The organism is Streptomyces hyderabadensis (assembly GCF_020404845.1).
Taxonomy (GTDB): Bacteria; Actinomycetota; Actinomycetes; order Streptomycetales; family Streptomycetaceae; genus Streptomyces; species Streptomyces hyderabadensis.
In genome coordinates this window covers 1-25,048 of the sequence record NZ_JAIOJZ010000017.1, presented here as the reverse complement: position 1 = coordinate 25,048, position 25,048 = coordinate 1, and the positions used below count along the sequence as shown (strand labels likewise).

The following is a 25,048-nucleotide window of genomic DNA, read 5'->3' as shown; positions in this document are numbered from 1 at the left end:
AGGTTCACGTCAAGCCCGCCGGCTCGTCACTCTTTGTGATGACGATCAGGGGGACCGGCGGCTACCGTGGACGGGCTGGCTGAGAATCCCGTCCATGGGAGGAACCATGACCGCCGAGCCCCTCGCCGAGTCGAACGCCACGCCCGGCTGCCGCTGGCCGGTGCCGCCCCGGGACGGATACACCGTGGACGACCTGTTCACGTTGCCCGACCTCCCGCCGCACACCGAGCTGATCGACGGGAGCCTGGTTTTCGTGAGTCCCCAGCGGTATTTCCACAGCACCATGATCGATCTGCTGATGGCCGGGCTGCGCCGTACGGTGACCGAGGACAGGAAGGTCGTGCGGGAGATGACCATCGTCCTGGACCGTCACAACGGTCCCGAACCCGACATCTCCGTCGTCCGCGCCGACGCCGTCACCGGCAGGGAGCAGACCCGTTTCCAGGCCGCCGACGTCCTGCTCGCCGTCGAGGTCGTCTCCCCGGACTCCGAATCCCGCGACCGCGACACCAAGCCGCACAAGTACGCGGCCGCCGGCATCCCGCACTTCTGGCTGGTCGAGGCGGGCGGCGGTGCCGGAAAGCACCCGGTGGTGCGGGTCTACGAACTCGACCCCGTCTCCAAGACGTACGGCCTGACCGGCACCCATCGCGAGCTGCTCAAGCTCGGTGTGCCGTACGACATCGACATCGACATCACGTCGGACGCGCTCGACGCGTTCTGAGCGCCTTGGACCGGCGGGCCGGACCGGTTTACCGACTCAGCCGCTTGACCAGCGTGTACTCCGTGATCCCCGGCGGGTAGTCGGGGATCACGCACATGATGTCGTAGCCGTGCTTCGTGTAGAAGCCGGGGGCCTGGAAGTCCCAGGTCTCCACGCGGGCGGCGGTGCAGCCGCGTTCGGTGCGGGCGGTGCGTTCCGCCTCGGTGAGGAGCGCGGAGCCGAGGCCCGCGCCGCGGTGGCCGTCGTCCACCCACAGGTAGGTCACGTGCAGCCAGGTGGCCCAGGTGTGGCCGACCAGGCCGCCCGCCAGGCCGCCGTTGTCGTCCAGCACCCAGACGTGCAGCGGGAATTCGCGTTCGTGAGGGGTTCCGCGCAGGGTGCGCAGGACGGAAGAGGCCGCTGTGTTCGTCTCACGGAGGCGGGTGCGCAGCAGATCGCGCCGTTCCTTGTCGACTTCTGTCACAAGACGAAACATGCGGCTCACCATAAACGTGCCGCCGAGTCAGTTCTGCAAATAGCCTTCCGCTCCCGGCGCCCGTCCGTACTCTGATGAGCAGCACCGGTGGGGGCCGGTGCCGTTCAGGGGGCGAGACAGCCGGGTACGACACCCGGGGCGGGGGTAGCGGTTACCGCACGGCGGCGGCCGTGGGGCTGCGGCGACCCGTCCCGGAGTACCGAGCACAACAGCACAGCTGGATGCGGGGCCCTGGGCGTCGTACCCGTGCCGGTGCCGTCATCCGAGGACGGACAGACGATGGGTATCCCCTGCTCCTGGCGGAGCTCGGGGGAGGGGGTTTCGTGGTTCGTATCCGAGTCCTGGTCGTCGACGACCATCGCATCTTCGCCGAGTCGCTCGCGGCCGCCCTGGCCGCCGAGCCCGACGTCGACGTCTCCGCGGCCGGCAGCGGTCCGGCCGCCCTGCGCTGCCTGGAGCGGGCCGCCTCCGAGGGGCGGCGGTTCGACGTGCTGCTCGTCGACGCCGACCTGGGCGGCCATGTGCCCGGCGCCCGGCCCGCCGTGCCCGTGCGGGACGGCAACGAGGACGGGCTGGTGGACGGCATCTCGCTGGTCGCCGGGGTGCGGTCGGGGCAGCCGGGCGTACGGATCGTCGTGCTCGCCGAGAAGGACGACCCCCGGCGGGCGGCCCTCGCGCTGGGGGCCGGGGCGTCCGGGTGGGTCGCCAAGGACTGCTCCCTGTCCCGGCTGCTCAGCGTCATCCGGGGCGTCCTGCGCGACGAGACGCATCTGCCGCCCGCCCTGCTCACCGGCGTGCTGCGCGAGCTGACCGCGGCCCGCAAGCACCGCACCGAGAGCGAACTGCTGGTGGAGTCGCTCACCCCGCGCGAGCGCGAGGTGCTGCGCTGCATGGTCGCCGGGCTCGGCCGCAAGGCGGTCGCGGAGCGGCTGTACCTGTCCCCGCACACGGTCCGCACCCACATGCAGAACGTGCTGGGCAAACTGGGCGTCCACTCCACCCTGGCCGCCGTCGCACTGGCCCGCCGGGCCGGGGTGGGGCCGGCGGACCTAACCGGGGATGTTGTCGAACGGGGCGGTCAGCTGGCGTAGCAGGGCCGCCAGCTCGCTGCGCTGGGCGCGGGACAGCTCGCCCAGGATGGCGCGCTCCTGGGCCAGCAGGCCCGCCAGCGACTGGTCGGCGCGGTCCCGCCCCTCGTCCGTGAGCCGGACCAGCACACCGCGCCGGTCGCTGGGGTCGGGCAGGCGCTCCACCAGGCCCTTCTTGGCGAGGCGGTCGATGCGGTTGGTCATCGTGCCGGAGGTGACCAGGGTCTGGGTGAGGAGCTGCCCGGGGGAGAGCTGGTACGGGGTGCCCGCGCGGCGCAGCGCCGTCAGCACGTCGAACTCCCACGGCTCCAGGTGGTGTTCGGAGAAGGCCAGCCGCCGCGCGCGGTCCAGGTGCCGGGCCAGCCTGCTGACGCGGCTCAGCACCTCGAGCGGTTCCACGTCGAGGTCCGGGCGCTCCCGGCGCCACGCTGCGACCAGCCGATCGACCTCGTCCTCCATGACGATCAGTGTAGTGGTTGTGTCGACGTGAAGTCTCTTGATGTCGATTGTCTTGATAGTGAGCTTCTTGAGGTCGGTTATCTTGACATCGAGATAGTTGCGAGGTGACGCTGGGTACCCGTCCCCTACGGACACCCTCTGGAGGCTCCATGCCCGCCACCGCCCCCACCTGGGACCCCGCCCAGTACCTGCGTCACGCCGGGCACCGCGCCCGCCCCTTCACCGACCTCCTCGCCCGGATCCCGGACCTCCCCGCGGACTCGCCCCGCATCGCCGACCTCGGCTGCGGGCCCGGCAACGTCACCGTCCTGCTCGCCGACCGCTGGCCCACCGCCCACGTCACCGGCTACGACAACTCGCCCCGGATGCTGGAACGGGCCCGGCAGTACGCCGGCCCCACCGCAGGCGGCGGCCACCTCGACTTCGCCCCCGCCGACGCCCGCACCTGGACCCCCGACCAGCCCTGCGACCTCCTCGTCAGCAACGCCACCCTGCAGTGGGTCCCCGGCCACGCCGACCGCTTCCCCGACTGGATCGACCGCCTCGCCCCCGGCGGCACCCTCGCCCTCCAGGTGCCGGGCAACTTCGACGCCCCCAGCCACCGCCTGATGCGCGAGCTGGCCGACTCCCGGCGCTGGCGGGACCGCCTCGCCGGTGTCCTGCGCCACGACGACGCCGTCCTCACCCCCGAGGGCTACCTGGCCCGCCTGACCGCCGCCGGCTGCACCGCCGACGTGTGGGAGACGACCTACCTCCACCTGCTGCCCGGCGACGACGCCGTCCTCGACTGGGTGAAGGGGACGGGACTGCGGCCCGTACTGGACGCCCTCGACGACGACCCGGCCGCCCGCGACGCCTTCGTCGAGGAGTACCGGGCGGTCCTGCGCGCCGCCTACCCCGCCGAGGCGTACGGCACCCCGTTCCCCTTCCGCCGGGTCTTCGCCGTCGCCCGCAAGCCCGCGGGGACGGCGGACCGGTGATCACCGGCCTCGACCACGTGCAGCTCGCCGCGCCACTCGGCGCCGAGGAGGCACTGCGCGCCTTCTACACCGGCGTCCTCGGCATGACCGAGATCCCCAAACCGCCCCTGCTCGCCGCCCGCGGCGGCTGCTGGTTCCAGGCGGGCACCGCCCAGCTCCACCTGGGCGTCGAGACGACCGGCTTCCGGCCCGCCCGCAAGGCCCACCCCGGCCTGCGGGTCACCGGGATCGACGCGTACGCCGCCCGCCTGGAGACCCACGGCACGCCCGTCACCTGGGACCACTCCCGGCCCGGCCACCGGCGCTTCCACTGCGCCGACCCGGTCGGCAACCGCCTGGAGTTCCTGGAACCGGACGGACCCGCCCGGCCCTGACCCCCGCCGCGCTCACACCACGCCGTCCGCGGCGAGCGCGTCGATCTCCTCCTCGGACAGCCCGAGACCGCCGAGTACCGCACGGGTGTGCTCGCCCAGCGCCGGGACCGCCTCCATCCGCGGCGCCCCGCCGGTCGGTCCGGGCGGTGCCAGTGCAGGGACCGGGCCCGCCGGGGTGGGCACCTCGTGCAGGCGTCCACGCGCGGCCAGCTGCGGGTGGTCCCACACCTCGGCGAGCGTGTTCACCCGGGCATTGGCCACCGGCACCGCGTCGAGCAGCTCGATCGCCTCGGCACTGGTCAGCTCCGCGAACCGGGCCGCGATCACCGCACCCAGCGCCTCCCGGTGCGCGTCGCGGGCGGCGTTCGTGGCGTAGTCCGGGTGCTCGGCCAGCTCCGGACGGCCCAGGAAACCCGCGCAGAAGCCGCGCCACTCGCGCTCGTTCTGCACCGCCGTCAGCACCACCTTCCCGTCGCCCGCCGTGAACGGGCCGTACGGGAAGATCGTCGCGTGCGCGGCACCCGCCCTGGGCGGCGGCGGCGCGCCGTCGAACGAGTAGTACAGCGGAAAGCCCAGCCACTCCACGGTGGCCTCCAGCATCGACACGTCCAGATGCGTGCCCCGGCCCGTGCGGCCGCGCTCCAGCAGCGCGCCCAGGATCGAGCTGTACGCGTACATCCCGGCCGCGATGTCCGACACCGGGATCCCCGCCTTGGCCATGTCGTCCGGCGTACCCGTGACCGACAGCAGCCCCGACTCGGACTGCACCAGCAGGTCGTACGCCTTGCGGTCCGCGTAGGGGCCCGGCGTGCCGTAACCGGAGATGTCGCACACGATCAGCCCCGGATGCGCCGCCCGCAGCTCCGCCGCGCCCAGACCCGCCCGGGCCGCCGCGCCCGGGGCCAGGTTCTGCAGGAAGACGTCGGCGTCCGCGATCAGCCGGCGCAGCAGCTCCAGACCCCGCGGATCCTTGAAGTCCAGGGTGAGGGACTCCTTGTTGCGGTTGACCCACACGAAGTGCGAACTCAGACCGCGCACCCGGGAGTCGTACGCCCGGGCGAAGTCCCCCGCCCCCGGGCGCTCCACCTTGATCACCCGCGCGCCGAGGTCGGCGAGCTGACGGCTGGCGTAGGGAGCGGCGATCGCCTGCTCCAGCGAGACGACCGTGACGCCGCGCAGTGGCTGCATGTGCTCCGTCCTCGCGGCCGCTAGCTCTTGCGGTGCCCGATCAGCCGCGGCTTCGGCTCCAGGCCGTCCAGCCCGTGCCACGCCAGGTTCACCAGGTGCGCGGCCACCTCCGCCTTCTTCGGGCGGCGCACGTCCAGCCACCACTGGCCGGTCAGCGCCACCATGCCCACCAGCGCCTGCGCATACAGCGGCGCCAGCTTGGCGTCGAAGCCGCGGCTCTTGAACTCCCGGCCCAGGATGTCCTCCACCTGGGTGGCGATGTCCGAGATGAGGGACGCGAAGGAACCCGTCGACTGCGGGATGGGCGAGTCGCGGACCAGGATGCGGAAACCGTCCGTGTACTCCTCGATGTAGTCCAGGAGCGCGAAGGCCGCCTGCTCGCACAGCTCGCGCGGATGCCCCGCCGTCAGCGAACCGGTCACCATGTCCAGCAGCCGGCGCATCTCGCGGTCCACGACCACCGCGTACAGGCCCTCCTTGCCGCCGAAGTGCTCGTACACCACCGGCTTGGACACCCCGGCCCGCGCCGCGATCTCCTCCACCGAGGTGCCCTCGAAACCCTTCGCCGCGAAGAGGGTGCGGCCGATCTCCAGCAGCTGCTGGCGGCGCTCGGCACCGGTCATCCGGGTGCGACGCGCTCGCCGCGGCTTCTCGTTGCTTGGGGTGCTGCTGGAGTCGGTCGCCACGGCGTCAATCATGCCGCCTTCGCGGTCTCCTTCCGGCGGCGGGCGCCGTCCTGATCCGTGTTGCGGCGTGAATCGATACGCGAGCGTGACGGCCAGCGCACGTCGTACGCCCACCCGAGCTGCTCGAACCAGCGGATCAGCCGGGCCGAGGAGTCCAGCTGGCCGCGCATCACACCGTGCCGCGCCGAGGTCGGGTCCGCGTGGTGCAGGTTGTGCCACGACTCACCGCAGGACAGGATCGCCAGCCACCAGACATTGCCCGAGCGGTCCCGGGACTTGAAGGGCCGCTTGCCCACCGCGTGGCAGATCGAATTGATCGACCAGGTCACGTGGTGCAGCAACGCCACCCGCACGAGTGAACCCCAGAAGAACCCGGTGAACGCACCCCACCAGGACATCGTCACCAGCCCGCCGATCAGCGCGGGCAGCGCCAGGGACACCACGGTCCACAGGACGAACTGACGGGAGACCGCACGCAGCGCGGGGTCCTTGATCAGGTCCGGCGCGTACTTGTCCTGCGGCGTCTGCTCCTCGTCGAACATCCAGGCGATGTGCGCCCACCACAGGCCCTTGATCAGGGCCGGCACCGTCTCGCCGTACCGCCACGGCGAATGCGGGTCGCCCTCGTCGTCGGAGAACTTGTGGTGCTTGCGGTGGTCGGCCACCCAGCGGACCAGCGGCCCCTCGACCGCCATCGAGCCCGCGATCGCCAACGCGATCTTCAACGGCCGTTTCGCCTTGAAGGAACCATGGGTGAAGTGTCGGTGGAACCCGATGGTGATGCCGTGGCAGCCCAGGAAGTAGAAGAAGACCAGCAGCGCCAGGTCCAGCCAGCTCACGCCCCAGCCCCAGGCCAGTGGCACCGCCGCCACCAGCGCGAGGAACGGGATGGTGATGAACAGCAGCAGCGTGATCTGCTCGATCGACCGCTTCTGCTCACCACCCAGCGTGGCGGAGGGCGCCGCGGCGGAGTCGGTCGGCTGCGGAGCGTCTGGGATCACATCGGAACTCGTGGTCATGCGCGTCCCCTGTGGGGTCGAGGGTGGGGTCGTGTGGTGTGGCCGGTGCCGGGCCGCGGAACCATGCACGGATTTCCTACGGTTCCGTAACCTACGGCGACGTAAGTATGGCAGTGCGTGGCCGCGCGGCAAGAGCCCCAGAGCCTGCGCGTCCTGGCCGACACCTATCCTGGGAGTCGGTCGGACAGCGCGGTCCGCTCTGATTACTTCCCGGACGTCCGGCCCGGTAAGCGGCGCCCGCCGCGCGAGACGGCCGTCCGGGTTCCCTCCCAGACGAGCTTCAACACTGCAAGGAGCCGCACCTGTGAGCAGTGCCGACGACCAGACCACCACGACGACCAGCAGCGAGCTGCGTGCCGACATCCGCCGACTGGGTGATCTCCTCGGGGAGACCCTGGTCCGGCAGGAAGGCCCCGAACTGCTCGAACTCGTCGAGAAGGTACGCCGACTCACCCGCGAGGACGGCGAGGCCGCCGCCGAACTGCTGCGCGGCACCGAACTGGAGACCGCCGCCAAGCTCGTCCGCGCCTTCTCCACCTACTTCCACCTCGCCAACGTCACCGAACAGGTCCACCGCGGCCGCGAACTGGGCGCCAAGCGCGCCGCCGAGGGCGGACTGCTCGCCCGCACCGCCGACCGGCTCAAGGACGCCGACCCCGAGCACCTGCGCGAGACGGTCCGCAACCTCAACGTGCGCCCCGTGTTCACCGCACACCCCACCGAGGCCGCCCGCCGCTCCGTCCTCAACAAGCTGCGCCGCATCGCCGCCCTCCTGGACACCCCGGTCAACGAGTCCGACCGCCGCCGCCTGGACACCCGCCTCGCCGAGAACATCGACCTCGTCTGGCAGACCGACGAACTGCGCGTCGTACGCCCCGAGCCCGCCGACGAGGCCCGCAACGCCATCTACTACCTGGACGAACTGCACCTCGGCGCAGTCGGCGACGTCCTCGAAGACCTCACCGCCGAGCTGGAACGGGCCGGCGTCAAGCTCCCCGACGACACCCGCCCCCTCACCTTCGGCACCTGGATCGGCGGCGACCGCGACGGCAACCCCAACGTCACCCCCCAGGTCACCTGGGACGTCCTCATCCTCCAGCACGAACACGGCATCAACGACGCCCTGGAGATGATCGACGAGCTGCGCGGCTTCCTGTCCAACTCCATCCGCTACGCGGGCGCCACGGAGGAACTGCTGACCTCGCTCCAGACCGACCTGGAACGCCTCCCCGAGATCAGCCCCCGCTACAAGCGCCTCAACGCCGAGGAGCCCTACCGGCTCAAGGCCACCTGCATCCGCCAGAAGCTGGAGAACACCAAGCAGCGCCTCGCCAAGGGCACCCCCCACGAAGAGGGCCGCGACTACCTCGGCACCGCCCAGCTCATCGACGACCTGCGCATCGTCCAGACCTCCCTGCGCGAACACCGCGGCGGCCTCTTCGCCGACGGCCGCCTCGCCCGCACCATCCGCACCCTGGCCGCCTTCGGCCTCCAGCTCGCCACCATGGACGTCCGCGAACACGCCGACGCCCACCACCACGCCCTCGGCCAGCTCTTCGACCGGCTCGGCGAGGAGTCCTGGCGCTACGCCGACATGCCCCGCGAGTACCGCACCAAGCTCCTCGCCAAGGAACTGCGCTCCCGCCGGCCGCTCGCCCCCACTCCGGCCCCCGTCGACGCGCCCGGCGAGAAGACCCTCGGCGTCTTCCAGACCGTCCGCCGCGCCCTGGAGGTCTTCGGCCCCGAGGTCATCGAGTCCTACATCATCTCCATGTGCCAGGGCGCCGACGACGTCTTCGCCGCCGCCGTACTGGCCCGCGAGGCCGGACTCATCGACCTGCACGCCGGCTGGGCCAAGATCGGCATCGTGCCGCTCCTGGAGACCACCGACGAACTCAAGGCCGCCGACACCATCCTGGAGGACCTGCTCGCCGACCCCTCCTACCGGCGCCTGGTCGCCCTGCGCGGCGACGTCCAGGAGGTCATGCTCGGCTACTCCGACTCCTCCAAGTTCGGCGGCATCACCACCAGCCAGTGGGAGATCCACCGCGCCCAGCGCCGCCTGCGCGACGTCGCCCACCGCTACGGCGTACGGCTGCGCCTCTTCCACGGCCGCGGCGGCACCGTCGGCCGCGGCGGCGGCCCCACCCACGACGCCATCCTCGCCCAGCCCTGGGGCACCCTGGAAGGCGAGATCAAGGTCACCGAGCAGGGCGAGGTCATCTCCGACAAGTACCTCATCCCCTCCCTCGCCCGGGAGAACCTGGAGCTGACCGTCGCGGCCACCCTCCAGGCCTCCGCCCTGCACACCGCCCCCCGCCAGTCCGACGAGGCACTCGCCCGCTGGGACGCCGCCATGGACGTCGTCTCCGACGCCGCCCACACCGCCTACCGCAAGCTGGTCGAGGACCCCGACCTGCCGACCTACTTCCTGGCCTCCACGCCGGTCGACCAGCTCGCCGACCTGCACCTGGGCTCGCGGCCCTCCCGCCGCCCCGGCTCGGGCGTCTCGCTGGACGGCCTGCGCGCCATCCCCTGGGTCTTCGGCTGGACCCAGTCCCGGCAGATCGTCCCCGGCTGGTACGGCGTCGGCTCCGGCCTCAAGGCGCTGCGCGAGGCAGGACTGGACACCGTCCTGGACGAGATGCACCAGCAGTGGCACTTCTTCCGCAACTTCATCTCCAACGTCGAGATGACCCTGGCCAAGACCGACCTGCGCATTGCCCAGCACTACGTCGACACCCTCGTCCCGGACGAGCTGAAGCACGTCTTCGACACCATCAAGGCCGAACACGAGCTGACCGTCGCCGAGGTCCTGAAGGTCACCGGCGAGAAGGAACTGCTCGACGCCGACCCCGTCCTCAAGCAGACCTTCGCCATCCGCGACGCCTACCTCGACCCCATCTCCTACCTCCAGGTCGCCCTCCTCGGCCGCCAGCGCGAAGCGGCCGCCGCCGGCGAGGAAGTCGACCCGCTGCTCGCCCGGGCCCTCCTCCTCACCGTCAACGGCGTGGCAGCGGGCCTCCGCAACACCGGCTGACCCAGCCTGCGGGCAGTCGTGCCGCTGGGGCGGCACGGGTGGGCGCAGGCGGCACCACGTAAGCGCCGGGCTGCGCGCCCCACCCCGCGCCCACCCCGACGCCCCGCACGTGAAAACACCGGTGCCCCGAACTCCTACAGAGTCCGGGGCACCGTCACGTCGTCGTACGGGAAAACCTCACACCGCGAAAAACGCCGCCGTCAGCAGCACAACCCCCGCCCCCGCCATCCCCCACGCCACCCGAGTCCGCCGCAACCCACCCGCCACGACCACCGACGCCAGCAACAACGCCCCACCCAACGGCACCCACGCATACAGAATCCCCGCCGGCCCCGAACGCACCGCGTCCCCACTGCCCGGCTTCAACACCACGCTGTACGTCCGCCCCTTCGCCACCGCCACCGAGTCCTCGATGACGACCCGCTCCCGCGCCTGCGACCCCGCCGACACCGGCGAGTACGGCCCACTGCACACCCCGCCACCGCACCGCGTCACCTCGACCGTGCCCTGCTCCCGCCCCTTGGTCAGCAGCACGTGCTGCGCCGTACCCCAGGACGCCCACACACCCGCGATCAGGATCAGCACCGCGACCGTCCCCATCGCCGCGACCCGCCCGAACCGCAACAGGACGGCGGACGCCGAGGACGCGGAGGAGGCCTGACGGGCACGAGCAGCGGCGGCGGCAGAGGCAGGCATGGCCGGGATCATTGGCCATACCTACGCGCCCGGTCAACTCACCCGCGCACCATCGACGGACAAGTCAGGAGTTGTACGCGCTCTGCGCCCGCTCAAGACCCTCGATCACCAGAGCCTCCACCGCGTCCGCCGCCCGGTCGACGAAGTAGTCCAGCTCCTTGCGCTCCGCCGACGAGAAGTCCCGCAGCACGAAATCCGCCACCGGCATCCGCCCCGGCGGCCGCCCGATCCCGAACCGCACCCGGTGGTAGTCCGGGCCCAGCGACTTCGTGATCGACTTCAGGCCGTTGTGCCCGTTGTCCCCGCCGCCCAGCTTCAGCCGCAGCACGCCGTAGTCGATGTCCAGCTCGTCGTGCACCGCCACGATGTTGCCGACCGGAACCTTGTAGAAGTCCCGCAGCGCCGTCACCGGACCGCCCGACACGTTCATGAACGACATCGGCTTCGCCAGGATCACCCGCCGGTTCGCCGGCCCCGGCGGACCGATCCGCCCCTCGACCACCTGCGCCTGCGCCTTGCCGTGCCGCTTGAAGCGCGCCCCGATCCGCTCCGCCAGCAGGTCCGCCACCATGAAACCGACGTTGTGCCGGTTCGCGGCGTACTCGGGGCCCGGATTCCCGAGGCCGGCCACCAGCCACGGAGCGCCCGCGTCCGTCGTCACGTCCATGTCTCCTCAACCACCCGTACCGTAATGACCCGTCCACACATACGCGTCGGCCGCTGCCCCGCACGGGAACAGCGGCCGACCACACGATGACCGTAAGGGAGGATCAGGCCTCGGCGGCCTCTTCGCCCTCGCCCGCACCCTCGGCCGGGGCCTCCTCGGCCTGCGCGGCCAGGACCTGCAGCACCACGGTGTCACCGTCCACGTCCAGCTTCACGCCGGACGGCAGCGCGATGTCCTTGGCGTGGATCGAGGCACCGGCCTCCAGACCAGCCACCGACACGGTGACCTGCTCCGGGATGTGCGTGGCCTCGGCCTCGACCGGCAGCGCGTCCAGGACGTACTCCAGCAGGTAACCGCCCGGGGCCAGCTCGCCCTCGGCCTGCACCGGGATCTCGACCGACACGGTCTCGCCGCGCTTCACCAGCTGCAGGTCGACATGCTCCAGGAAGCCCTTGATCGGGTCACGCTGCACGGACTTCGGGATCGCCAGCTCGTTGGTCTTGCCGTCGATGTCCAGCGCGATCAGCACGTTCGACGTACGCAGCGCCAGCAGCAGCTCGTGACCCGGCAGGGTCAGGTGCAGCGGGTCCGAACCGTGGCCGTACAGCACACCGGGAACCTTGTTGTCACGGCGGATACGACGCGCGGCACCCTTGCCGAACTCGGTACGCGTCTCGGCGGTGAGCTTCACCTCGGACATGATCACTCCTCGTGGAAATCAGGAACGGACGTGGTCACCCGGCCACGAACGGCCTGCTACGAAGAGCGCGTCGATAACGGAGCGCCACACCCGCGAACACGGGTACGGCCTCCCTCGCCGAGCAACTTCAGCAGTCTACTCGGAGAGGAAGGCCGTACCCAAAACGATCAACAGGCGGTACCGGAGCCTGCAGAACGGTTACTGCACAGAGCCCACGACGCTCACTGCTCGTCGAACAGGCTCGTCACCGAACCGTCCTCGAACACCTCGCGCACCGCACGCGCGATCGTCGGCGCGATCGACAGCACCGTGATCTTGTCCAGCTCCAGCTCACTCGCCGACGGCAGCGTGTTCGTGAACACGAACTCGCTCACCTTCGAGTTCTTCAGCCGGTCCGCCGCCGGACCCGACAGCACACCGTGCGTCGCCGTCACGATCACGTCCTCCGCACCGTGCGCGAACAACGCGTCCGCCGCGGCGCAGATGGTGCCGCCCGTGTCGATCATGTCGTCGACGAGGACGCAGATGCGCCCCTTCACGTCGCCCACGACCTCGTGCACCGTGACCTGGTTCGCCACGTCCTTGTCACGCCGCTTGTGCACGATCGCCAGCGGAGCGCCCAGACGGTCGCACCAACGGTCCGCCACCCGCACCCGGCCCGCGTCCGGCGACACCACCGTCAGCTTCGAACGGTCCACCTTCGCACCCACGTAGTCCGCCAGCAGCGGCAGCGCGAACAGGTGGTCCACCGGACCGTCGAAGAAGCCCTGGATCTGGTCCGTGTGCAGATCCACCGCCAGGATCCGGTCCGCACCCGCGGTCTTCATCAGATCCGCGATCAGACGCGCCGAAATCGGTTCACGCCCCCGGTGCTTCTTGTCCTGCCGCGCGTAACCGTAGAACGGCACGATGACGGTGATGGAGCGGGCCGACGCACGCTTCAGCGCGTCGATCATGATCAACTGCTCCATGACCCACTTGTTGATCGGAGCCGTGTGGCTCTGGATCAGGAAACAGTCCGCACCACGCGCCGACTCCTGATACCGCACATAGATCTCACCGTTGGCGAAGTCGAAGGCCTTCGTCGGGACGACCCCGACACCCAACTGCTCGGCGACCTCCTCGGCAAGCTCGGGGTGTGCGCGGCCGGAGAAGAACATCAACTTCTTCTCGCCGGTCGTCTTGATCCCGGTCACAGCACTTTCTCCTCAGAGGTTCGCAGCTGAGCGTCACAGGCGCTCTCCCGCTGGCCGCGGGGGCGTCTCAGCTGGTGGGGTGCGGATGTGCACTTATCACGGTACGCCGTGTTCGACGCGCCGGTTTCCGGTCAGTCTTCGCCGCCCGCCTCACGGGACACCGCCTCGGCCGCCTTCGCCGCCGCGCTCCCCGGCCGCTTCCGGGCCACCCAACCCTCGATATTCCGCTGCTGGCCACGGGCCACAGCCAGCGAACCGGGCGGCACGTCCTTCGTGATCACCGAGCCGGCAGCGGTGTAGGCACCGTCCCCGACCGTGACAGGAGCCACAAACATGTTGTCCGAACCCGTACGGCAGTGCGAGCCGATCGTCGTGTGGTGCTTGTCCTGACCGTCGTAGTTCACGAACACACTCGCGGCACCGATGTTCGTGAAGTCACCGACCGTCGCATCACCCATGTAGGACAGGTGCGGAACCTTCGTCCCCTCGCCGATCGACGAGTTCTTCGCCTCGACGAACGTACCGATCTTCGACTTCAGCCCCAGCCGGGTACCCGGCCGCAGATACGCGTACGGCCCGACCGAAGCCTGCGGACCGACGTGCGCGCTGACGGCCACCGTGTTGTCCACCCGCGCCCCCGCGTCCACCCGCGTGTCCGTCAGCCGGGTGTTCGGCCCGACCTCGCAGCCCTCGGCGAGATGCGTCGAGCCGTGCAGCTGCGTACCCGGGTGCACGACCACGTCCTGCTCGAACGTCACCGTCACGTCCACCCACGTCGTCGCCGGGTCCACCACGGTCACGCCGGCCAGCATCGCCTCCGTCAGCAGCCGCTCGTTGAGAATCCGGCGCGCCTCCGCGAGCTGCACCCGGTTGTTGATCCCCGCGATCTCCCGGTGATCCCCGGCCACCGACGCGCCCACCCGGTGCCCCGCCTCACGCAGGATGCCGAGCACGTCCGTGAGGTACTCCTCGCCCTGGCTGTTGTCTGTGCGCACCTTGCCCAGCGCGTCCGCGAGCAACTGCCCGTCGAAGGCGAACACACCCGAGTTGATCTCCCGGATCGCCCGCTGCGACTCCGACGCGTCCTTGTGCTCCACGATCGCCGTCACGGCACCCGAGGCCCCGTCCCGCACGATCCGCCCGTACCCCGTCGCGTCCGGCACCTCGGCCGTCAGCACGGTCACGGCGTTCCCGTCAGCGGAGTGCGTGGCGGCGAGCGCCTTGAGCGTCTCGCCGGTCAGGAGCGGGGTGTCCCCGCAGACCACGACGACGGTCCCGTCCACGGCACCGCCCAGCGCCTCCAGCCCCATCCGCACGGCGTGCCCGGTGCCGTTCTGCTGCTCCTGGACGGCGGTGCGTACCCCAGGGGCGACCTCGGCGAGGTGCGCGGTGACCTGCTCGCGGGCGTGCCCGACGACGGCGACCAGGTTCTCGGGGTCCAGCTCGCCGGCGGCGGCGAGCACGTGCCCGACCAGCGACCGGCCGCACAGCTCGTGCAGGACCTTGGGTGTGGCCGACTTCATACGGGTGCCCTCACCCGCTGCGAGAACGACGACGGCTGCCGGGCGAATGGCGCTCACGGGATGCCCTTCGGCTTTGAGGGGGTGGGGGTGGACATCCGCAGGATACCGGGGTGGTTCGTGGGGGACATGAGTGCGGGCCCTGACTGTGGCTTTCGCCGTCAGGACCCGAACTGAGCATGTGCTCCCGGGGGAGGACTCGAACCCCCATGATCAGAACCAAAATCTGACGTCTTGCCCTTAGACGACCCGGGATTACCGCTATGTCCGATTTGATGGATCGGCCGCGGAAGCAGCACCTACTATGCCGTACCAGGCGCCCTCCATGCGACGGTACAAGTCGGCGCTCTTCAGTACGTAGATGACCAGGCAACCGTGATAGGCGTCCGAGGTGTTCTTGCGGTTTGTCTTCGGGTTGTGCTTCTTGAGGGTGGGCGTCTGGAAAGCGGCGGTGTCCACGCCGACCAGGCGGGCCCAGAACTCTTCGGCCTCCGCCACGTTGGCCGACTCGTGGATGCTCACGCGGAACCGCACACGCTCGCGTGCGACGCCGAGTACGTCCAGCCAGCGCATGAAGAAGGTGATGACGTTGGGGTCGCTGTTGATGAACTGCAGTCTCTCGCGGCGGCTGTACGGCTTGTCCTTGGTGCCCTCGGCCCAGTAGAGGGCTACTCCCGCCAGGTACAGCTCTCGGTCGGACAAGTGGCCGACCGTGCTTTTTGAGGCCGCCTTCGCTTGTTGGCGCTCTTCCTCTCGACGCCGCAGTGTGGCTTCCCAGCCCCGTTTGGCGATGGCCGAAGCCTCCTCGGGACTGCGCCTCCTGTCTGGCTTGGGAAGGTCCCGTACCCACAGCGAGATGGAACTCTTGCTGCACCCCAGCTCCACCTGGATCTGGTCGTACGTCCACCCCTGGAGCCGCAGCTCCCGTGCCCGGTCCCTCGCGTCGTCCTTCGCGTTCGGGCGCTTCGTCCACTCCGGGGGCGGCTCGCCTTCCAGGAGGCGGTTGAGGATGTCGTTGTTGTCGACGTGCAGTCGGTCGCGGATCTGGCGTCGGCTGAGTCCCTCGCGTCGCAGCGCCACCGCCCGCTCCCGCAGCTCTTCGAAGTCCGCGTACTTGTTCTGTGAACGTGCCAGGGGCATACCGTCCGGCCGGAATGCTCGGCTCCGGAGGGGGACGGTGTGGGGTTCGCCAGTTCGAGGGATATCGCGTCGTATCGTTTGTCGAAAGTCACCGGAAAAGGGGCGCTCGGCGCCCGTAGGCTGGAGGCATGACCACGACGGGGGAAGACCACGTACCGGCCCGGGGTGGGCCTTGGTGGTGGGACAGGCGGCGCGGCGCGGTGCTCGATGTGGGCCTGGGTGCCGTGTCCGCGCTGGAGTGCGCGGTGGAGGGGGTTCCGTTCGCGCGGGACGCGGGGATTCCGCTCGCGATGGGGGTGGTGTTCGGGCTGCTGGCCGGTTCGATGCTGGTGGTGCGGCGGAGGTGGCCGATCGCGGTGGTGCTGGTGGCCCTGGCCATCACGCCGGCCGAGATGGGTTTCCTGATGGGGGTCGTCGGCCTGTACACGCTGGCGGCGTCGGAGTTGCCGCGGCGGATCATCGGGGCCCTGGCCGGGATGACGTTCCTGGGGACGCTGGTCGTGACGTTCGTGCGGCTGGGGCAGGACATGGCGCGGGACGGTCTGGAGCTGGGGGAGTGGTTCCTTCCGTTCGCATCGATCGCGACGTCCCTGGGGATGACCGCGCCGCCGTTGCTGCTGGGGCTGTACGTGGGGCAGCGGCGTCGGCTGATGGAGAGTCTGCGGGAGCGGGCGGACAGCCTGGAGCGTGAGTTGCAGTTGCTCGCGGAGCGGGCGGAGGAGCGTGCGGAGTGGGCGCGGGGTGAGGAGCGGACGCGGATCGCGCGGGAGATGCACGACGTGGTGGCGCACCGGGTGAGTCTGATGGTGGTGCATGCGGCGGCGTTGCAGGCGGTGGCGCGGAAGGATCCGGAGAAGGCGGTGAAGAACGCGGCGCTGGTGGGGGACATGGGGCGGCAGGCGCTGACGGAGTTGCGGGAGATGCTCGGGGTGCTGCGCAGTGGTGGGGAGGGTGCGCGGGCGGAGCGGGCGTCGGTGCCGTTGGCGGCGGTGGGGGTGGCGGCTGCTGCGGCGGCGTCGCGGGCGGCGGAGGACGGGGAGTCGTCGGACGGGCCGTGTCTGTCGGAGCTGGACGAGTTGATCGGGCAGTCGGAGGCGGCCGGGATGGTCGTGAATCTGTCGGTGGAGGGGGAGGTGCGGCTGTATGCGGCGGAGGTGGAGTCGACGGCGTTCCGGGTGGTGCAGGAGGCGTTGACGAACGTGCACAAGCATGCGGCGGGTGCGAAGACGCATGTGCGGTTGGCGCACCGGGTGTCGGAGATTGCGATGCAGGTGGAGAACGAGCCGCCGCCGGTGGCTTCGGCGGCGTCGTCGGCGCGGTTGCCGTCGGGGGGCAATGGGCTGGTGGGGATGAAGGAGCGGGTGGCGGCGCTGGGCGGGGTGTTCGTGTCGGGGCCGACGGATGCGGGGGGTTTTCGGGTGTCGGCGGTGATTCCGGCGTCGTAGGGCGCGGTCGCGTCAGCGGGTGGTGGTGAGGCGGCTGGGCTGGGTGCCGGCGACGAGGGTGGCGAGGGCGGTGTCGATGGTGGGGCCGAGGTACCAGTCGCCGGTGTGGTCGAGGGCGTAGACGCGGCCTTCGGTGTCGATGGCGATGAGGGCCTGGCTGTCGGTTTCGGTGCCGAGGGGGCAGGTGTGGGTGTCGAGGGCGCGGCCGAGGTCGCCGAGGGTGCGGGCCATGTGGAGGCCGTGCAGGGGGTCGAGGTGCAGGGTGGCGGGGGCGATCTGGCGGCCGGGTCCGGTGGGTGTGATGTGGAGGCCGCCGAATTCGGCCCAGGCTTCGACGGCGGCGGGGAAGACGGTGTGGCGGTGGCCTGCGGGTGAGGTGTGTTCGCGCAGGGTGTCGGCCCAGATTTCGGCCTGTTTGATGTCCCAGCGTCCGGGTTGCCAGCCGGCGTCGCGCAGGGCGGCGTCGACGGGGACGGGGAAGCGGGTGGTGGAGGTGCGGTCGGCTTGCATCGGCCCTTGGTTCGTTTCGGTCGGCTGGTTCGGCTCGATCTGTTCGATCTGCTGGGTCAGGCCTTCTCCGTCGTGGGGTCGACGATGCGGATGCCGAAGTGGGCGCTGAGGGCGGTGCAGGCGCGGCAGGGTGGGGCGAAGGCGCCGTGGAGGGGGTCGCCGTCCTCGCGGATGCGGCGGGTGGTGAGTTTGGCGTGTTTGAGTGCTTTGCGGGCTTCGCCGTTGGTCATCGGTTTTCGTGCGGCGCGTTTGCTGCGGGTGGCGTCGGCGGTGGCCAGGTGGCGTGAGATGAGGATGGTCTCGGCGCAGCGGCCGGTGTAGCGGTCTCGTTGGCCGCTGGTGAGGGTGTCGAGGAAGTCCTGTACGAGGTGGTGCAGGGCGGGGGGCGTGTCGGCGCGGGTGGCGGTGCCGGTGAGGGTGGTGCCGCGTACCGAGAGGGCGGCGGCGACGGTGGGGAGTATGCCGTCGCGGCGGTGCCGGAGGGTGGGGGTGTGCTGGGCGTCGGCGCTGCTCCAGCCGATGCGGGGGTCGCCGCCGCGAGGGTCGTCGGACCGTCCGGTGTCGGGTCCCGTCTGCGTCGCACTCATGATCGTTTTCCCCTCCTGAGCATCCCCCCGAAGGTCACAGAGTGCCAAATCGGGTGGCTGCTGCGGAAGCTGGGGCGGGGTGACACGCCCGGGTATGGGCGGTGGGTCACGGAAGGGTGACGGCTGGTCACGGAAGCGGAGGTGCCGGGTGCCGGGTGCGGGCTCCGGTGCCGGTGACCCCTCTTGCCGTACCGCATAGGCTGTCGGCACCGCGCTCGCACGCGGTGGACCAGACAGTGCAGGCAGATCAGACGGATCTGGCAGCAGACAGACGCCGCAGGGGGCAACCGCCATGACGACAGGTCGGCTCGGGCAAGCAGCCGCGCCGCCGAACGCGGCCTATGCCGGGCAGGTCGTGCATTTCCCGGATCCGGTGCGGGCGGCCCGTCACCCGAGAGGGGTACGGGTGGACGCGGGTGGCTACCCCGATTTCTCGCCGTACGCGCGGGCGGTCGCGGAGATCGCGGATCCGCCGGAGGGGTTCGGGGTCGATGAGTTGCGGCTGACGGACTACGTGTCGGCGAACGCGGCTCTGGCGGCGTCGGGGCACGAGTTGTGGGACACGGTGCCGGCGGTGGCGACGCCGCACGGCTGGACGTGGCACCACGTGGCGGGTTCACGGCGGATGGAGCTGGTTCCGGTCGAGGTGAAGGCGTTGCTGCGGCACCACGGCGGGATTTCCACGGCGGCGGTGGACCAGGCCAAGCGCGGGACGCGGCCGTTGCAGGAGACGCGTCCGGCGCACTTCGGGCTGCCGAAGTCGGGTGTGGCGGTGACGGAGCAGCAGGTGCAGGGGGTCGAGGAGGACCTCGGGTACCGGCTGCCGGGTGCGTACCGGTCGTTCCTGAAGGCGGCGGGCGGGTGTGCGCCGGTGGGTACGGCGCTCGATGCGGAGCTGGGGCTGCTGGTGGACCAGCCGTTCTTCACGGTGCGTGAGGAGGCGGCGGTCAATGACCTGGTCTATGTGAACAAGTGTCTGCGGGACCATCTGACGAAGGACTATCTGGGTGTCGCGTTCGTCCAGGGCGGTCTGCTCGCGGTGAAGGTGAAGGGCGAGCGGATCGGTTCGGTGTGGTTCTGCGCGTACGACGACGTGCGGGACGTGGACCCGTCGTTGGCGCCGGCGGATCGGGTGGAGCGGCTGCTGCTGCCCTGCGGTGAGGACTTCGACGCGTTCCTGTCGCGTCTGGCGGGTTCTCCGCCGGAGCTGGAGACGGTGGCGAATCTGATGGTGGACGGCGGTTTCGCGCGTGCGGTGCCCGTGTCGGCGTCGGTAGGGGAGTGAGCTGGCGATGGTGACGTTCGCGCAGGCGCAGGAGCGCGCGGAGGAGTGGGTCAACGGCGAGTTGCCGGCGTACCAGCACCGTGAGGTGCGGGTGCGGGAGTTCGACCTCGGGTTCGTGGTGTGGGCCGAGGACCGTGCGGACGGGCCGCGTTCGGACGGGGGTGCGCAGCGGCTGGTGATCGCCCGGGACAGCGGCGAGGCGACGTTGTGGCCCTCGCTTCCGGTGGGTGAGGTGATCCGCCGGTACGAGGAGGAGTACGGCCGTCCCGACGAGGCGGAGGCGGTGGCTCCGGCGCCGGCGGCCCGGGTGGACCTGAATCAGACGTCGTTCTTGTTGAGTCCGCCGGAGTGGTTGCAGGAGGCGGCGGACCGGATCGGCATTCCGGATCGTCGGCGGGGCGATCAGGGGGGCGGTGACACGGGGAGTGCCGGGGGCGCCGGTGGCGCGCTGCCCGAGACGCAGGCCGGGGTGCCTTCGGCTCCGGCGGCGCCCGCCTCCGCGCCCGCCTCCGCGTCGGCGTCGGCGGGTGGTTCGCCGGGGAGCGGTGCCGAGTGGCCGGCCGCGGGCGCCGGTGGCTCCGGCGCGGGTGCGGGTGCGTCCGGTGCGCCGGGGGCCCCGAGTGCGCCGGGTGCGCCTGCCGGGGCGACGCCCTGGGCCGGGACGGACACCAACGCGGACGCCGGTGAGGACCGTTCCGTGCCGCTGCCCCAGACGGTGTTCGCGCCGCCGTTGAGCGGTGCCGACGACGACACGCCGCCGCCGTCCACGACGCCGGACGCCAAGACGGCGCTGATGTCGGGCGGCAGCCAGCTTCCGCCGACGGCGCTCTCGCCGGCGATCGGCGACCCGAACGCGCCGGGCGCGCCCGCCGGGGCTGCCACGCCGCCGCCCGCGGCTCCGGCGCCCCCCGCGGCGGGGCCGTCCGCCGGTTCGGGCCCGTCCGCGACGCCGCCCGGCCCGTCCGCCACGCCTCCCGGGCCGCCCGCGTCGAACGCCGGGGACATCGCCGACGCCGCGACCAGCAAGGCGACGCCTCCGCCGCGCCGTGGCGGTGGCTCGTCCACGCCGCCTCCGCCGAGCGCCCCGGGTGTGCCGGGTGCGCGTCCGGGGAGCACGCCCCCGCCGGCGGGGACGCCCGCGCCGGGTGCCCCGGCGGGCGGCTACGTGCCGACGCAGCTGGTGTCGTCCCTCGGTCCCGAGGGCCCGGGCGGCCCGGGCACGCCGCCTCCGCCCAGTGCCCCGGGCACCCCGCCGCCGCCCAGCGCTCCGCAGCCTCCGGCCGGTGCGGGCGCGCCGGGTACGCCGCCCCCGCCGAGTGCGCCTGGCGCACCGGGTGGGACGCCGCCGGGCGGGGTGCACCACGCCGCCACGATGCTGGCCGACCCGGGCCGTACCGGCGGCGGTGCCCCGCAGCCTCCCGGCCCGCCCGGCCCGCCGAACCCGCCCGGTCCGCCCGGGGCTCCCGGTGCGCCTTCCGGTCCGGGTACGCCGCCGCCTCCTCCGGCCGCTCCGGGGGCGCCTGGTGCGCCCGGGCCGCAGGGCTCCGCGGGAGGTCCGGGCGGTGCCGTGCACCATGCGCAGACGGTGCTGGCCTCGCCGTCCCTGGGCGGTCCCGGCGGCATCGGTGCGCCGCCGCCCCCGCCTGGTGCCGTGCCGCCGCCGCCCGGTGCCGTGCCGCCGCCCGGGCAGCCCGTGCCGGGTGCGCCGCCGGCGTACGGCTATCCGCCGCAGCCCGTCGGTCAGCCGACCGTCGGTCCCGGCTACCAGGCCGTACTGCGCTACCGCGCTCAGGACGGTTCCGAGCAGCAGCTGATCCGGCGTTCCGCGCCGGGGACGCCGCACCCGGAGTGGCAGATCTTCCACGAGCTGCGTGCCATGAACGTGCCGCCGGACCAGGTGCTGGAGCTGCACACCGAGCTGGAGTCCTGCGAGCTGCCGGGTGCGTACTGCGCGCGGATGATCCGGGAGCAGTGGCCGCAGGCGCGGATCACCTCGATCGCGCCGTACGGCCTGGACCACGCGAGCCGGCAGCAGGGCATGCAGCAGCTGCTGGCGCACCAGGGCGAGCTGCACCAGGTGGCCGACGGTCCCGCGCGGCCGGCGCCGGTGCGTGCTCCGCTGCCGCAGGTGCAGCCGGCGCCGCCGGTTCCGCCGGAGGCCGTCGGGCAGGAGCTGGCCGGCGCGTTCGGTCCTGGGGTCTTCCGGTTCGAGCAGGCCGCGGTGTCCCGGCAGGGTGTGCCGCCGGTGGTGGCGCACACGCTGGTGGCCGCGGGGCTGCCGATGGACATGGGCCCGTTCTTCTGGGCGCAGGCCCAGCCGGGGCGCCCGGTGCCGACGCTGGCGGAGCTGGCGGCCGAGCGCGGGGTGCAGCCGGCCTCGGACGCGGGGTCGTACCTCGTCGTGGGCAGCGACTTCGGCCGGGCGATCTGCGTGCAGTACGGGACGGCGGCCATCGTGGCCGTGCCGGTGGAGGCGGGTCCGGGCGGGGCGCCCGTGCCGCCGCAGTTCGTGAACACGGGGCTGCCGGAGTTCGCGCGCTGCCTGGCGCTGCTGGGCCGGATGTGGCGGCTCAGGTTCGGTCTGAACCAGGAGCAGGCGGGCCGCTGGACGGTGGACTTCCAGGCGCAGTTGGCCGCGCTCGACCCGGCGGCGCTCGGGTCGCCGGAGAGCTGGTGGTCGGTGCTGCTGGAGCAGATGTGGGACGGGCTGCTGTGAGGCGTTCGCGCCGCTGACGTACCCGACGGGCGGGGCCCGGCCGGCCTGCGGGACGGCCGGGCCCCGCCTTTGGTGTGCGGTGTGTCGCATTATGTGGGCTTACCGGCGATCCATAAAGTCGGTTAAGTCCCTTTAGTGCGTCAGGTTCACCACAGGGGTGTGATGAGCATGAGCAGCGCCTCGGCGTCTTGCCACGGCTTCGCGACCGTACGCGGGCGCGAGCGCGGCTACCGGCCGGAGCAGGTGGAGGAGTGTGTCGCGGCCCTGTCCGAGGACCGTGACGCGGCCTGGGAGCGGGCCGCCCGGCTCACCGTGCTGGCCCGGGAGATGGAGGAGGAGCTGGCGGACCTGCGGGACGTGGTCGCCCAGCTCACCGCGCAGGACTACCGGGCGCTGGGCGAGCGTGCCCGGGAGCTGTTCCGGCTCGGCGAGGAGGAGGCCGAGGCCGTGCGGGCGGGGGCGCGGAGCGCGGCGGACGGTCTGATGGCGGAGGCGAGGACGTACGCGGCCGCGGTGCGTGACGCGGCGCAGGCGGACGCCGACGCCGTACGCGCCGAGGCCGACGAGCGCGCCCGGCAGCGGCTGCTCGCGGCGCGCGCGGAGGCCGACGAGGCGCGGATCGAGGCGCGGCGCGAGGTGCGGGCCGGGCGGGCGGAAGCGCTGTCCGCGCTGCGCGAGATGCGCACGCGCACCGCCGGGATGCTCGCCGAGCAGCGCCGGGAGCTGGCCGAGCGGTGGGCCGCCGCCGAGCGGGCCGAGGACGAGCGCGCGCGGGCCCTGGACGCCCGTCACGAGGAGGCGGCGGCGCGCGCGGAGCAGGCGGTGCGCGCCGCGGAGCAGGAGTTGGCCGAGGCCGGGGAGGCGGCCGGGCGGCGGCAGGAGGAGGCCCGGGCCCGGGCGGCCGAGGTGGTCGCAGGGGCCCGGGCGTGTCAGGAGCGGATCGCCCGTGAGACGGAACGGGTGCTGCGCGAGCACGGGGAGCGGTGGGACGAACTGCAGGCCCACATGGCCTCCGTGCGCAGCAACCTCCATGCGCTGACGGGGCGGGCGGTGGAGTGACGCCGGGGGCGGCACCGGGGTGCCCCCGGGGCCCGGCCGGTCGGGGTGACGCCGGAGGGCTCCGGGGGGCCGTCCCGGCTGGGTGACGCCGGAGGGTTCCGGGGGTCCGTCCCGGCGGGGGTGACGCCGGAGGGCTGCCGGGCCCCTCCCGGCGCGGCGCACCGTCAGTCTCCCCTGCGGACCGCCCCCGCCAGGATCCAGGCCTCCACCGCCTCGTAGTGCCGGCGCTGTTCCTGCGCCTTGCGCCGGCCGGAGAGCATCGTGCCGAGCCAGCCGCAGGCGAAGCCCAGCGGGATGGAGACCAGTCCGGTCGTGGTGAAGGGGAACCAGTTGAAGTCGGCCTCGGGGAAGGCGGAGACCGGGGAGCCGGAGACGAGGTTGGTGCCCGGCATCAGCAGCAGCACGGCCAGCGAGCCCCCGATCAGGGTGCTCAGCAGTCCGGCGCGGGTGTAGCGGCGCCAGAAGAGGCCGTAGACCAGGGCGGGGGCGATGGCCGAGGCGCCCAGGCAGAAGGAGAGGGTCACCAGCGGCTGGAGGCTGCGGTGCTGGACGAGGGTGGCCAGGACGATCGCGGGGACGCCGACGGCGAGGGCGGAGACGCGGGCGAGGGTCATCTCGCGGCGCGGTGACATCTCCTGGACGCGGGTGGCGAAGACGTCGTGGGCCAGGGAGTTGGCGCAGGCGAGGATCATGCCGCCGACGGAAGCGAGCAGGGTGAGGAAGACGGCCGTGGTGACGGTCGTGAACAGGAACGTTTCCGCGGTGGAGACCTGCGCGCCGAACGCCGCCTGCGAGCCCAGCAGGTAGGCGGTGTTGCCCTGCGGGTCGATCCCGGCGACGACCGACCGGCCCACGAGCGCCGTCGCGCCGAAGCCGATCACCGTGACGACCAGTACGAACAGGGCCACCGCGGACACCGCCCAGGACATCGAGCGGCGCACCTGGCGGGCCGAGGAGGCGGTGTACATGCGCATGGTGACGTGGGGGAGGCAGGCGCCGCCGAGGACGACGGTGAGCTGCGAGGAGATCATGTCCGCGTCCGGGTGGGGCCCGCCGGCGAACTGGAGCCCGGAGTTCAGGAACGCCGGCCCCGCGCCGCTGCGGTCCGCCGCCGCGTCGAACAGCGCGCCCGGGTCCCAGTCGAAGCGGTGCAGGATCAGCGCGGCGACCACCAGGCCCGAGCCGAGCAGCAGCACGATCTTGAGGATCTGGATGAGGGCGGTGCCCTTCATGCCGCCGATCGCCGCGTAACCGATCATCAGCACGCCCAGGCCGATGATGCAGCCGGTCTGCAGCGCCGCACCGGAGAAGCCGAGGACGAACGCGAGCAGTTGGCCGGTGCCCGCGAGCTGCACCAGCATCAGCGGCAGCAGCGCCGCGATGGTCACGGCGCAGGCCGTGATGCGCGCCGCGCGCCCCGGCATCCGGCGGGCGAGCGCGTCGCCCATCGTGAACCGGCCCGCGTTGCGCAGGGGTTCCGCCAGCAGGAACATC

General features: G+C 71.9%; 23 protein-coding genes and 1 tRNA gene. 9 read left to right on the top strand and 15 right to left on the bottom strand.

The genetic code is table 11. From position 1 onward, the window contains the following. The first annotated feature begins 106 nt into the window (after nt 1–106). Entirely contained in the window at nt 107–724 is a 618-nt protein-coding gene (locus tag K7854_RS15375; RefSeq protein ID WP_226027156.1) for a Uma2 family endonuclease, read from the top strand. Nucleotides 725–752: 28 nt separating this feature from the next. Here the strand turns inward: K7854_RS15375 and K7854_RS15370 are convergent, their stop codons facing one another. Continuing rightward, nucleotides 753–1,211, bottom strand: a complete 459-nt coding sequence (locus tag K7854_RS15370; RefSeq protein WP_226027055.1) for a GNAT family N-acetyltransferase — start codon at nt 1,209–1,211, stop codon at nt 753–755. A 311-nt stretch (nt 1,212–1,522) separates the two neighbouring features. Here K7854_RS15370 and K7854_RS15365 point away from each other — a divergent pair, with 311 nt between their 5' ends. Beyond that, nucleotides 1,523–2,290, top strand: coding sequence for a response regulator transcription factor (locus K7854_RS15365; protein WP_226027054.1), 768 nt, complete (start codon nt 1,523–1,525; stop codon nt 2,288–2,290). Here the strand turns inward: K7854_RS15365 and tamR are convergent. Beyond that, nucleotides 2,249–2,746, bottom strand: coding sequence for a MarR family transcriptional regulator TamR (gene tamR, locus K7854_RS15360; RefSeq protein WP_061444292.1), 498 nt, complete (start codon nt 2,744–2,746; stop codon nt 2,249–2,251). The two genes, K7854_RS15365 and tamR, sit on opposite strands and share 42 nt — an antisense overlap. Before the next feature lie 149 nt (nt 2,747–2,895). Between tamR and K7854_RS15355 the strand changes: the two genes are divergently transcribed. Both K7854_RS15355 and K7854_RS15350 read left to right on the top strand, forming a co-directional pair. Next, complete coding sequence (locus K7854_RS15355; protein WP_226027053.1) at nt 2,896–3,726, top strand: trans-aconitate 2-methyltransferase; 831 nt, start codon at nt 2,896–2,898, stop codon at nt 3,724–3,726. Further along, on the top strand, nt 3,723–4,100 hold the full coding sequence (locus K7854_RS15350; protein WP_226027052.1) for a VOC family protein: 378 nt from the start codon (nt 3,723–3,725) through the stop codon (nt 4,098–4,100). Before K7854_RS15355 ends, K7854_RS15350 begins: the two co-directional genes overlap by 4 nt. Before the next feature lie 12 nt (nt 4,101–4,112). Here the strand turns inward: K7854_RS15350 and K7854_RS15345 are convergent, their stop codons facing one another. The 3 genes from K7854_RS15345 to K7854_RS15335 are packed head-to-tail and all read right to left on the bottom strand — an operon-like array spanning nt 4,113 to nt 6,993. Continuing rightward, entirely contained in the window at nt 4,113–5,288 is a 1,176-nt protein-coding gene (locus K7854_RS15345) for a CaiB/BaiF CoA transferase family protein (RefSeq protein ID WP_226027051.1), read from the bottom strand. A gap of 20 nt (nt 5,289–5,308) precedes the next feature. Continuing rightward, nucleotides 5,309–5,986, bottom strand: coding sequence for a TetR/AcrR family transcriptional regulator (locus K7854_RS15340; protein WP_226027050.1), 678 nt, complete (start codon nt 5,984–5,986; stop codon nt 5,309–5,311). Beyond that, nucleotides 5,983–6,993 (bottom strand): acyl-CoA desaturase, encoded by a 1,011-nt coding sequence (locus K7854_RS15335; protein ID WP_226027049.1) that lies wholly within the window; start codon nt 6,991–6,993, stop codon nt 5,983–5,985. The genes K7854_RS15340 and K7854_RS15335 overlap by 4 nt, the downstream gene beginning before the upstream one ends. A gap of 304 nt (nt 6,994–7,297) precedes the next feature. Here K7854_RS15335 and ppc point away from each other — a divergent pair, with 304 nt between their 5' ends. After that, a complete protein-coding gene (ppc, locus tag K7854_RS15330; RefSeq protein WP_226027048.1) occupies nt 7,298–10,033 on the top strand; it encodes a phosphoenolpyruvate carboxylase in 2,736 nt (911 codons plus the stop codon). A 177-nt stretch (nt 10,034–10,210) separates the two neighbouring features. Here ppc and K7854_RS15325 read toward each other — a convergent pair whose 3' ends face one another. The 7 genes from K7854_RS15325 to K7854_RS15295 all read right to left on the bottom strand — a co-directional run bounded on the left by K7854_RS15325 (nt 10,211) and on the right by K7854_RS15295 (nt 15,952). Further along, nucleotides 10,211–10,741, bottom strand: coding sequence for a hypothetical protein (locus tag K7854_RS15325; protein WP_226027047.1), 531 nt, complete (start codon nt 10,739–10,741; stop codon nt 10,211–10,213). Nucleotides 10,742–10,793: 52 nt separating this feature from the next. Then, a complete protein-coding gene (gene pth, locus K7854_RS15320) occupies nt 10,794–11,396 on the bottom strand; it encodes an aminoacyl-tRNA hydrolase (RefSeq protein WP_226027046.1) in 603 nt (200 codons plus the stop codon). Between the two features lie 103 nt (nt 11,397–11,499). Beyond that, the gene (locus K7854_RS15315; protein WP_123624798.1) at nt 11,500–12,096 is read right to left on the bottom strand and encodes a 50S ribosomal protein L25/general stress protein Ctc; all 597 of its coding nucleotides are present in this window, start codon (nt 12,094–12,096) and stop codon (nt 11,500–11,502) included. Nucleotides 12,097–12,317: 221 nt separating this feature from the next. Then, nucleotides 12,318–13,292 carry a ribose-phosphate diphosphokinase gene (locus K7854_RS15310; RefSeq protein ID WP_226027045.1) on the bottom strand — a complete coding sequence of 325 codons (975 nt, stop codon included), beginning with the start codon at nt 13,290–13,292 and terminating at the stop codon, nt 12,318–12,320. A 131-nt stretch (nt 13,293–13,423) separates the two neighbouring features. Beyond that, entirely contained in the window at nt 13,424–14,872 is a 1,449-nt protein-coding gene (gene glmU, locus K7854_RS15305) for a bifunctional UDP-N-acetylglucosamine diphosphorylase/glucosamine-1-phosphate N-acetyltransferase GlmU (RefSeq protein ID WP_226027044.1), read from the bottom strand. Between the two features lie 124 nt (nt 14,873–14,996). Next, nucleotides 14,997–15,067 (bottom strand) — tRNA-Gln (locus tag K7854_RS15300). 6 nt (nt 15,068–15,073) lie between these two features. After that, entirely contained in the window at nt 15,074–15,952 is an 879-nt protein-coding gene (locus K7854_RS15295) for a hypothetical protein (protein ID WP_226027043.1), read from the bottom strand. 128 nt (nt 15,953–16,080) lie between these two features. Here K7854_RS15295 and K7854_RS15290 point away from each other — a divergent pair, with 128 nt between their 5' ends. After that, on the top strand, nt 16,081–17,397 hold the full coding sequence (locus K7854_RS15290) for a sensor histidine kinase (protein WP_226027042.1): 1,317 nt from the start codon (nt 16,081–16,083) through the stop codon (nt 17,395–17,397). A gap of 12 nt (nt 17,398–17,409) precedes the next feature. Here the strand turns inward: K7854_RS15290 and K7854_RS15285 are convergent, their stop codons facing one another. Beyond that, nucleotides 17,410–17,907, bottom strand: a complete 498-nt coding sequence (locus K7854_RS15285; protein ID WP_226027041.1) for an SUKH-3 domain-containing protein — start codon at nt 17,905–17,907, stop codon at nt 17,410–17,412. A 56-nt stretch (nt 17,908–17,963) separates the two neighbouring features. Continuing rightward, nucleotides 17,964–18,494, bottom strand: coding sequence for a YwqJ-related putative deaminase (locus tag K7854_RS15280; protein WP_226027040.1), 531 nt, complete (start codon nt 18,492–18,494; stop codon nt 17,964–17,966). 292 nt (nt 18,495–18,786) lie between these two features. Between K7854_RS15280 and K7854_RS15275 the strand changes: the two genes are divergently transcribed. The 3 genes from K7854_RS15275 to K7854_RS15265 all read left to right on the top strand — a co-directional run bounded on the left by K7854_RS15275 (nt 18,787) and on the right by K7854_RS15265 (nt 23,554). Beyond that, the gene (locus K7854_RS15275; RefSeq protein ID WP_226027039.1) at nt 18,787–19,779 is read left to right on the top strand and encodes an SMI1/KNR4 family protein; all 993 of its coding nucleotides are present in this window, start codon (nt 18,787–18,789) and stop codon (nt 19,777–19,779) included. A 7-nt stretch (nt 19,780–19,786) separates the two neighbouring features. After that, nucleotides 19,787–22,495: an SUKH-4 family immunity protein gene (locus K7854_RS15270; RefSeq protein ID WP_226027038.1), complete on the top strand. Its 2,709-nt coding sequence runs from the start codon at nt 19,787–19,789 to the stop codon at nt 22,493–22,495. Nucleotides 22,496–22,663: 168 nt separating this feature from the next. Beyond that, nucleotides 22,664–23,554, top strand: a complete 891-nt coding sequence (locus tag K7854_RS15265) for a coiled-coil domain-containing protein (RefSeq protein WP_226027037.1) — start codon at nt 22,664–22,666, stop codon at nt 23,552–23,554. A gap of 164 nt (nt 23,555–23,718) precedes the next feature. Here K7854_RS15265 and K7854_RS15260 read toward each other — a convergent pair. Continuing rightward, nucleotides 23,719–25,048: sodium/solute symporter (locus tag K7854_RS15260; protein WP_226027036.1), on the bottom strand; the 1,330-nt coding region annotated here is incomplete at its 5' end.

Excerpts from the sequence above, each read along its gene's own strand:
- K7854_RS15370 (WP_226027055.1), bottom strand. The coding sequence starts at position 1,211 with ATGGTGAGCCGCATGTTTCGTCTTGTGACAGAAGTCGACAAGGAACGG.
- K7854_RS15340 (WP_226027050.1), bottom strand. The coding sequence starts at position 5,986 with ATGATTGACGCCGTGGCGACCGACTCCAGCAGCACCCCAAGCAACGAG.
- K7854_RS15355 (WP_226027053.1), top strand. The coding sequence starts at position 2,896 with ATGCCCGCCACCGCCCCCACCTGGGACCCCGCCCAGTACCTGCGTCAC.
- K7854_RS15290 (WP_226027042.1), top strand. The coding sequence starts at position 16,081 with ATGACCACGACGGGGGAAGACCACGTACCGGCCCGGGGTGGGCCTTGG.
- K7854_RS15345 (WP_226027051.1), bottom strand. The coding sequence starts at position 5,288 with ATGCAGCCACTGCGCGGCGTCACGGTCGTCTCGCTGGAGCAGGCGATC.
- K7854_RS15335 (WP_226027049.1), bottom strand. The coding sequence starts at position 6,993 with ATGACCACGAGTTCCGATGTGATCCCAGACGCTCCGCAGCCGACCGAC.
- K7854_RS15315 (WP_123624798.1), bottom strand. The coding sequence starts at position 12,096 with ATGTCCGAGGTGAAGCTCACCGCCGAGACGCGTACCGAGTTCGGCAAG.
- tamR (WP_061444292.1), bottom strand. The coding sequence starts at position 2,746 with ATGGAGGACGAGGTCGATCGGCTGGTCGCAGCGTGGCGCCGGGAGCGC.
- K7854_RS15375 (WP_226027156.1), top strand. The coding sequence starts at position 107 with ATGACCGCCGAGCCCCTCGCCGAGTCGAACGCCACGCCCGGCTGCCGC.
- K7854_RS15280 (WP_226027040.1), bottom strand. The coding sequence starts at position 18,494 with ATGAGTGCGACGCAGACGGGACCCGACACCGGACGGTCCGACGACCCT.
- K7854_RS15275 (WP_226027039.1), top strand. The coding sequence starts at position 18,787 with ATGACGACAGGTCGGCTCGGGCAAGCAGCCGCGCCGCCGAACGCGGCC.
- K7854_RS15295 (WP_226027043.1), bottom strand. The coding sequence starts at position 15,952 with ATGCCCCTGGCACGTTCACAGAACAAGTACGCGGACTTCGAAGAGCTG.
- pth (WP_226027046.1), bottom strand. The coding sequence starts at position 11,396 with ATGGACGTGACGACGGACGCGGGCGCTCCGTGGCTGGTGGCCGGCCTC.
- K7854_RS15270 (WP_226027038.1), top strand. The coding sequence starts at position 19,787 with ATGGTGACGTTCGCGCAGGCGCAGGAGCGCGCGGAGGAGTGGGTCAAC.
- K7854_RS15325 (WP_226027047.1), bottom strand. The coding sequence starts at position 10,741 with ATGATCCCGGCCATGCCTGCCTCTGCCGCCGCCGCTGCTCGTGCCCGT.
- K7854_RS15285 (WP_226027041.1), bottom strand. The coding sequence starts at position 17,907 with ATGCAAGCCGACCGCACCTCCACCACCCGCTTCCCCGTCCCCGTCGAC.
- K7854_RS15265 (WP_226027037.1), top strand. The coding sequence starts at position 22,664 with ATGAGCAGCGCCTCGGCGTCTTGCCACGGCTTCGCGACCGTACGCGGG.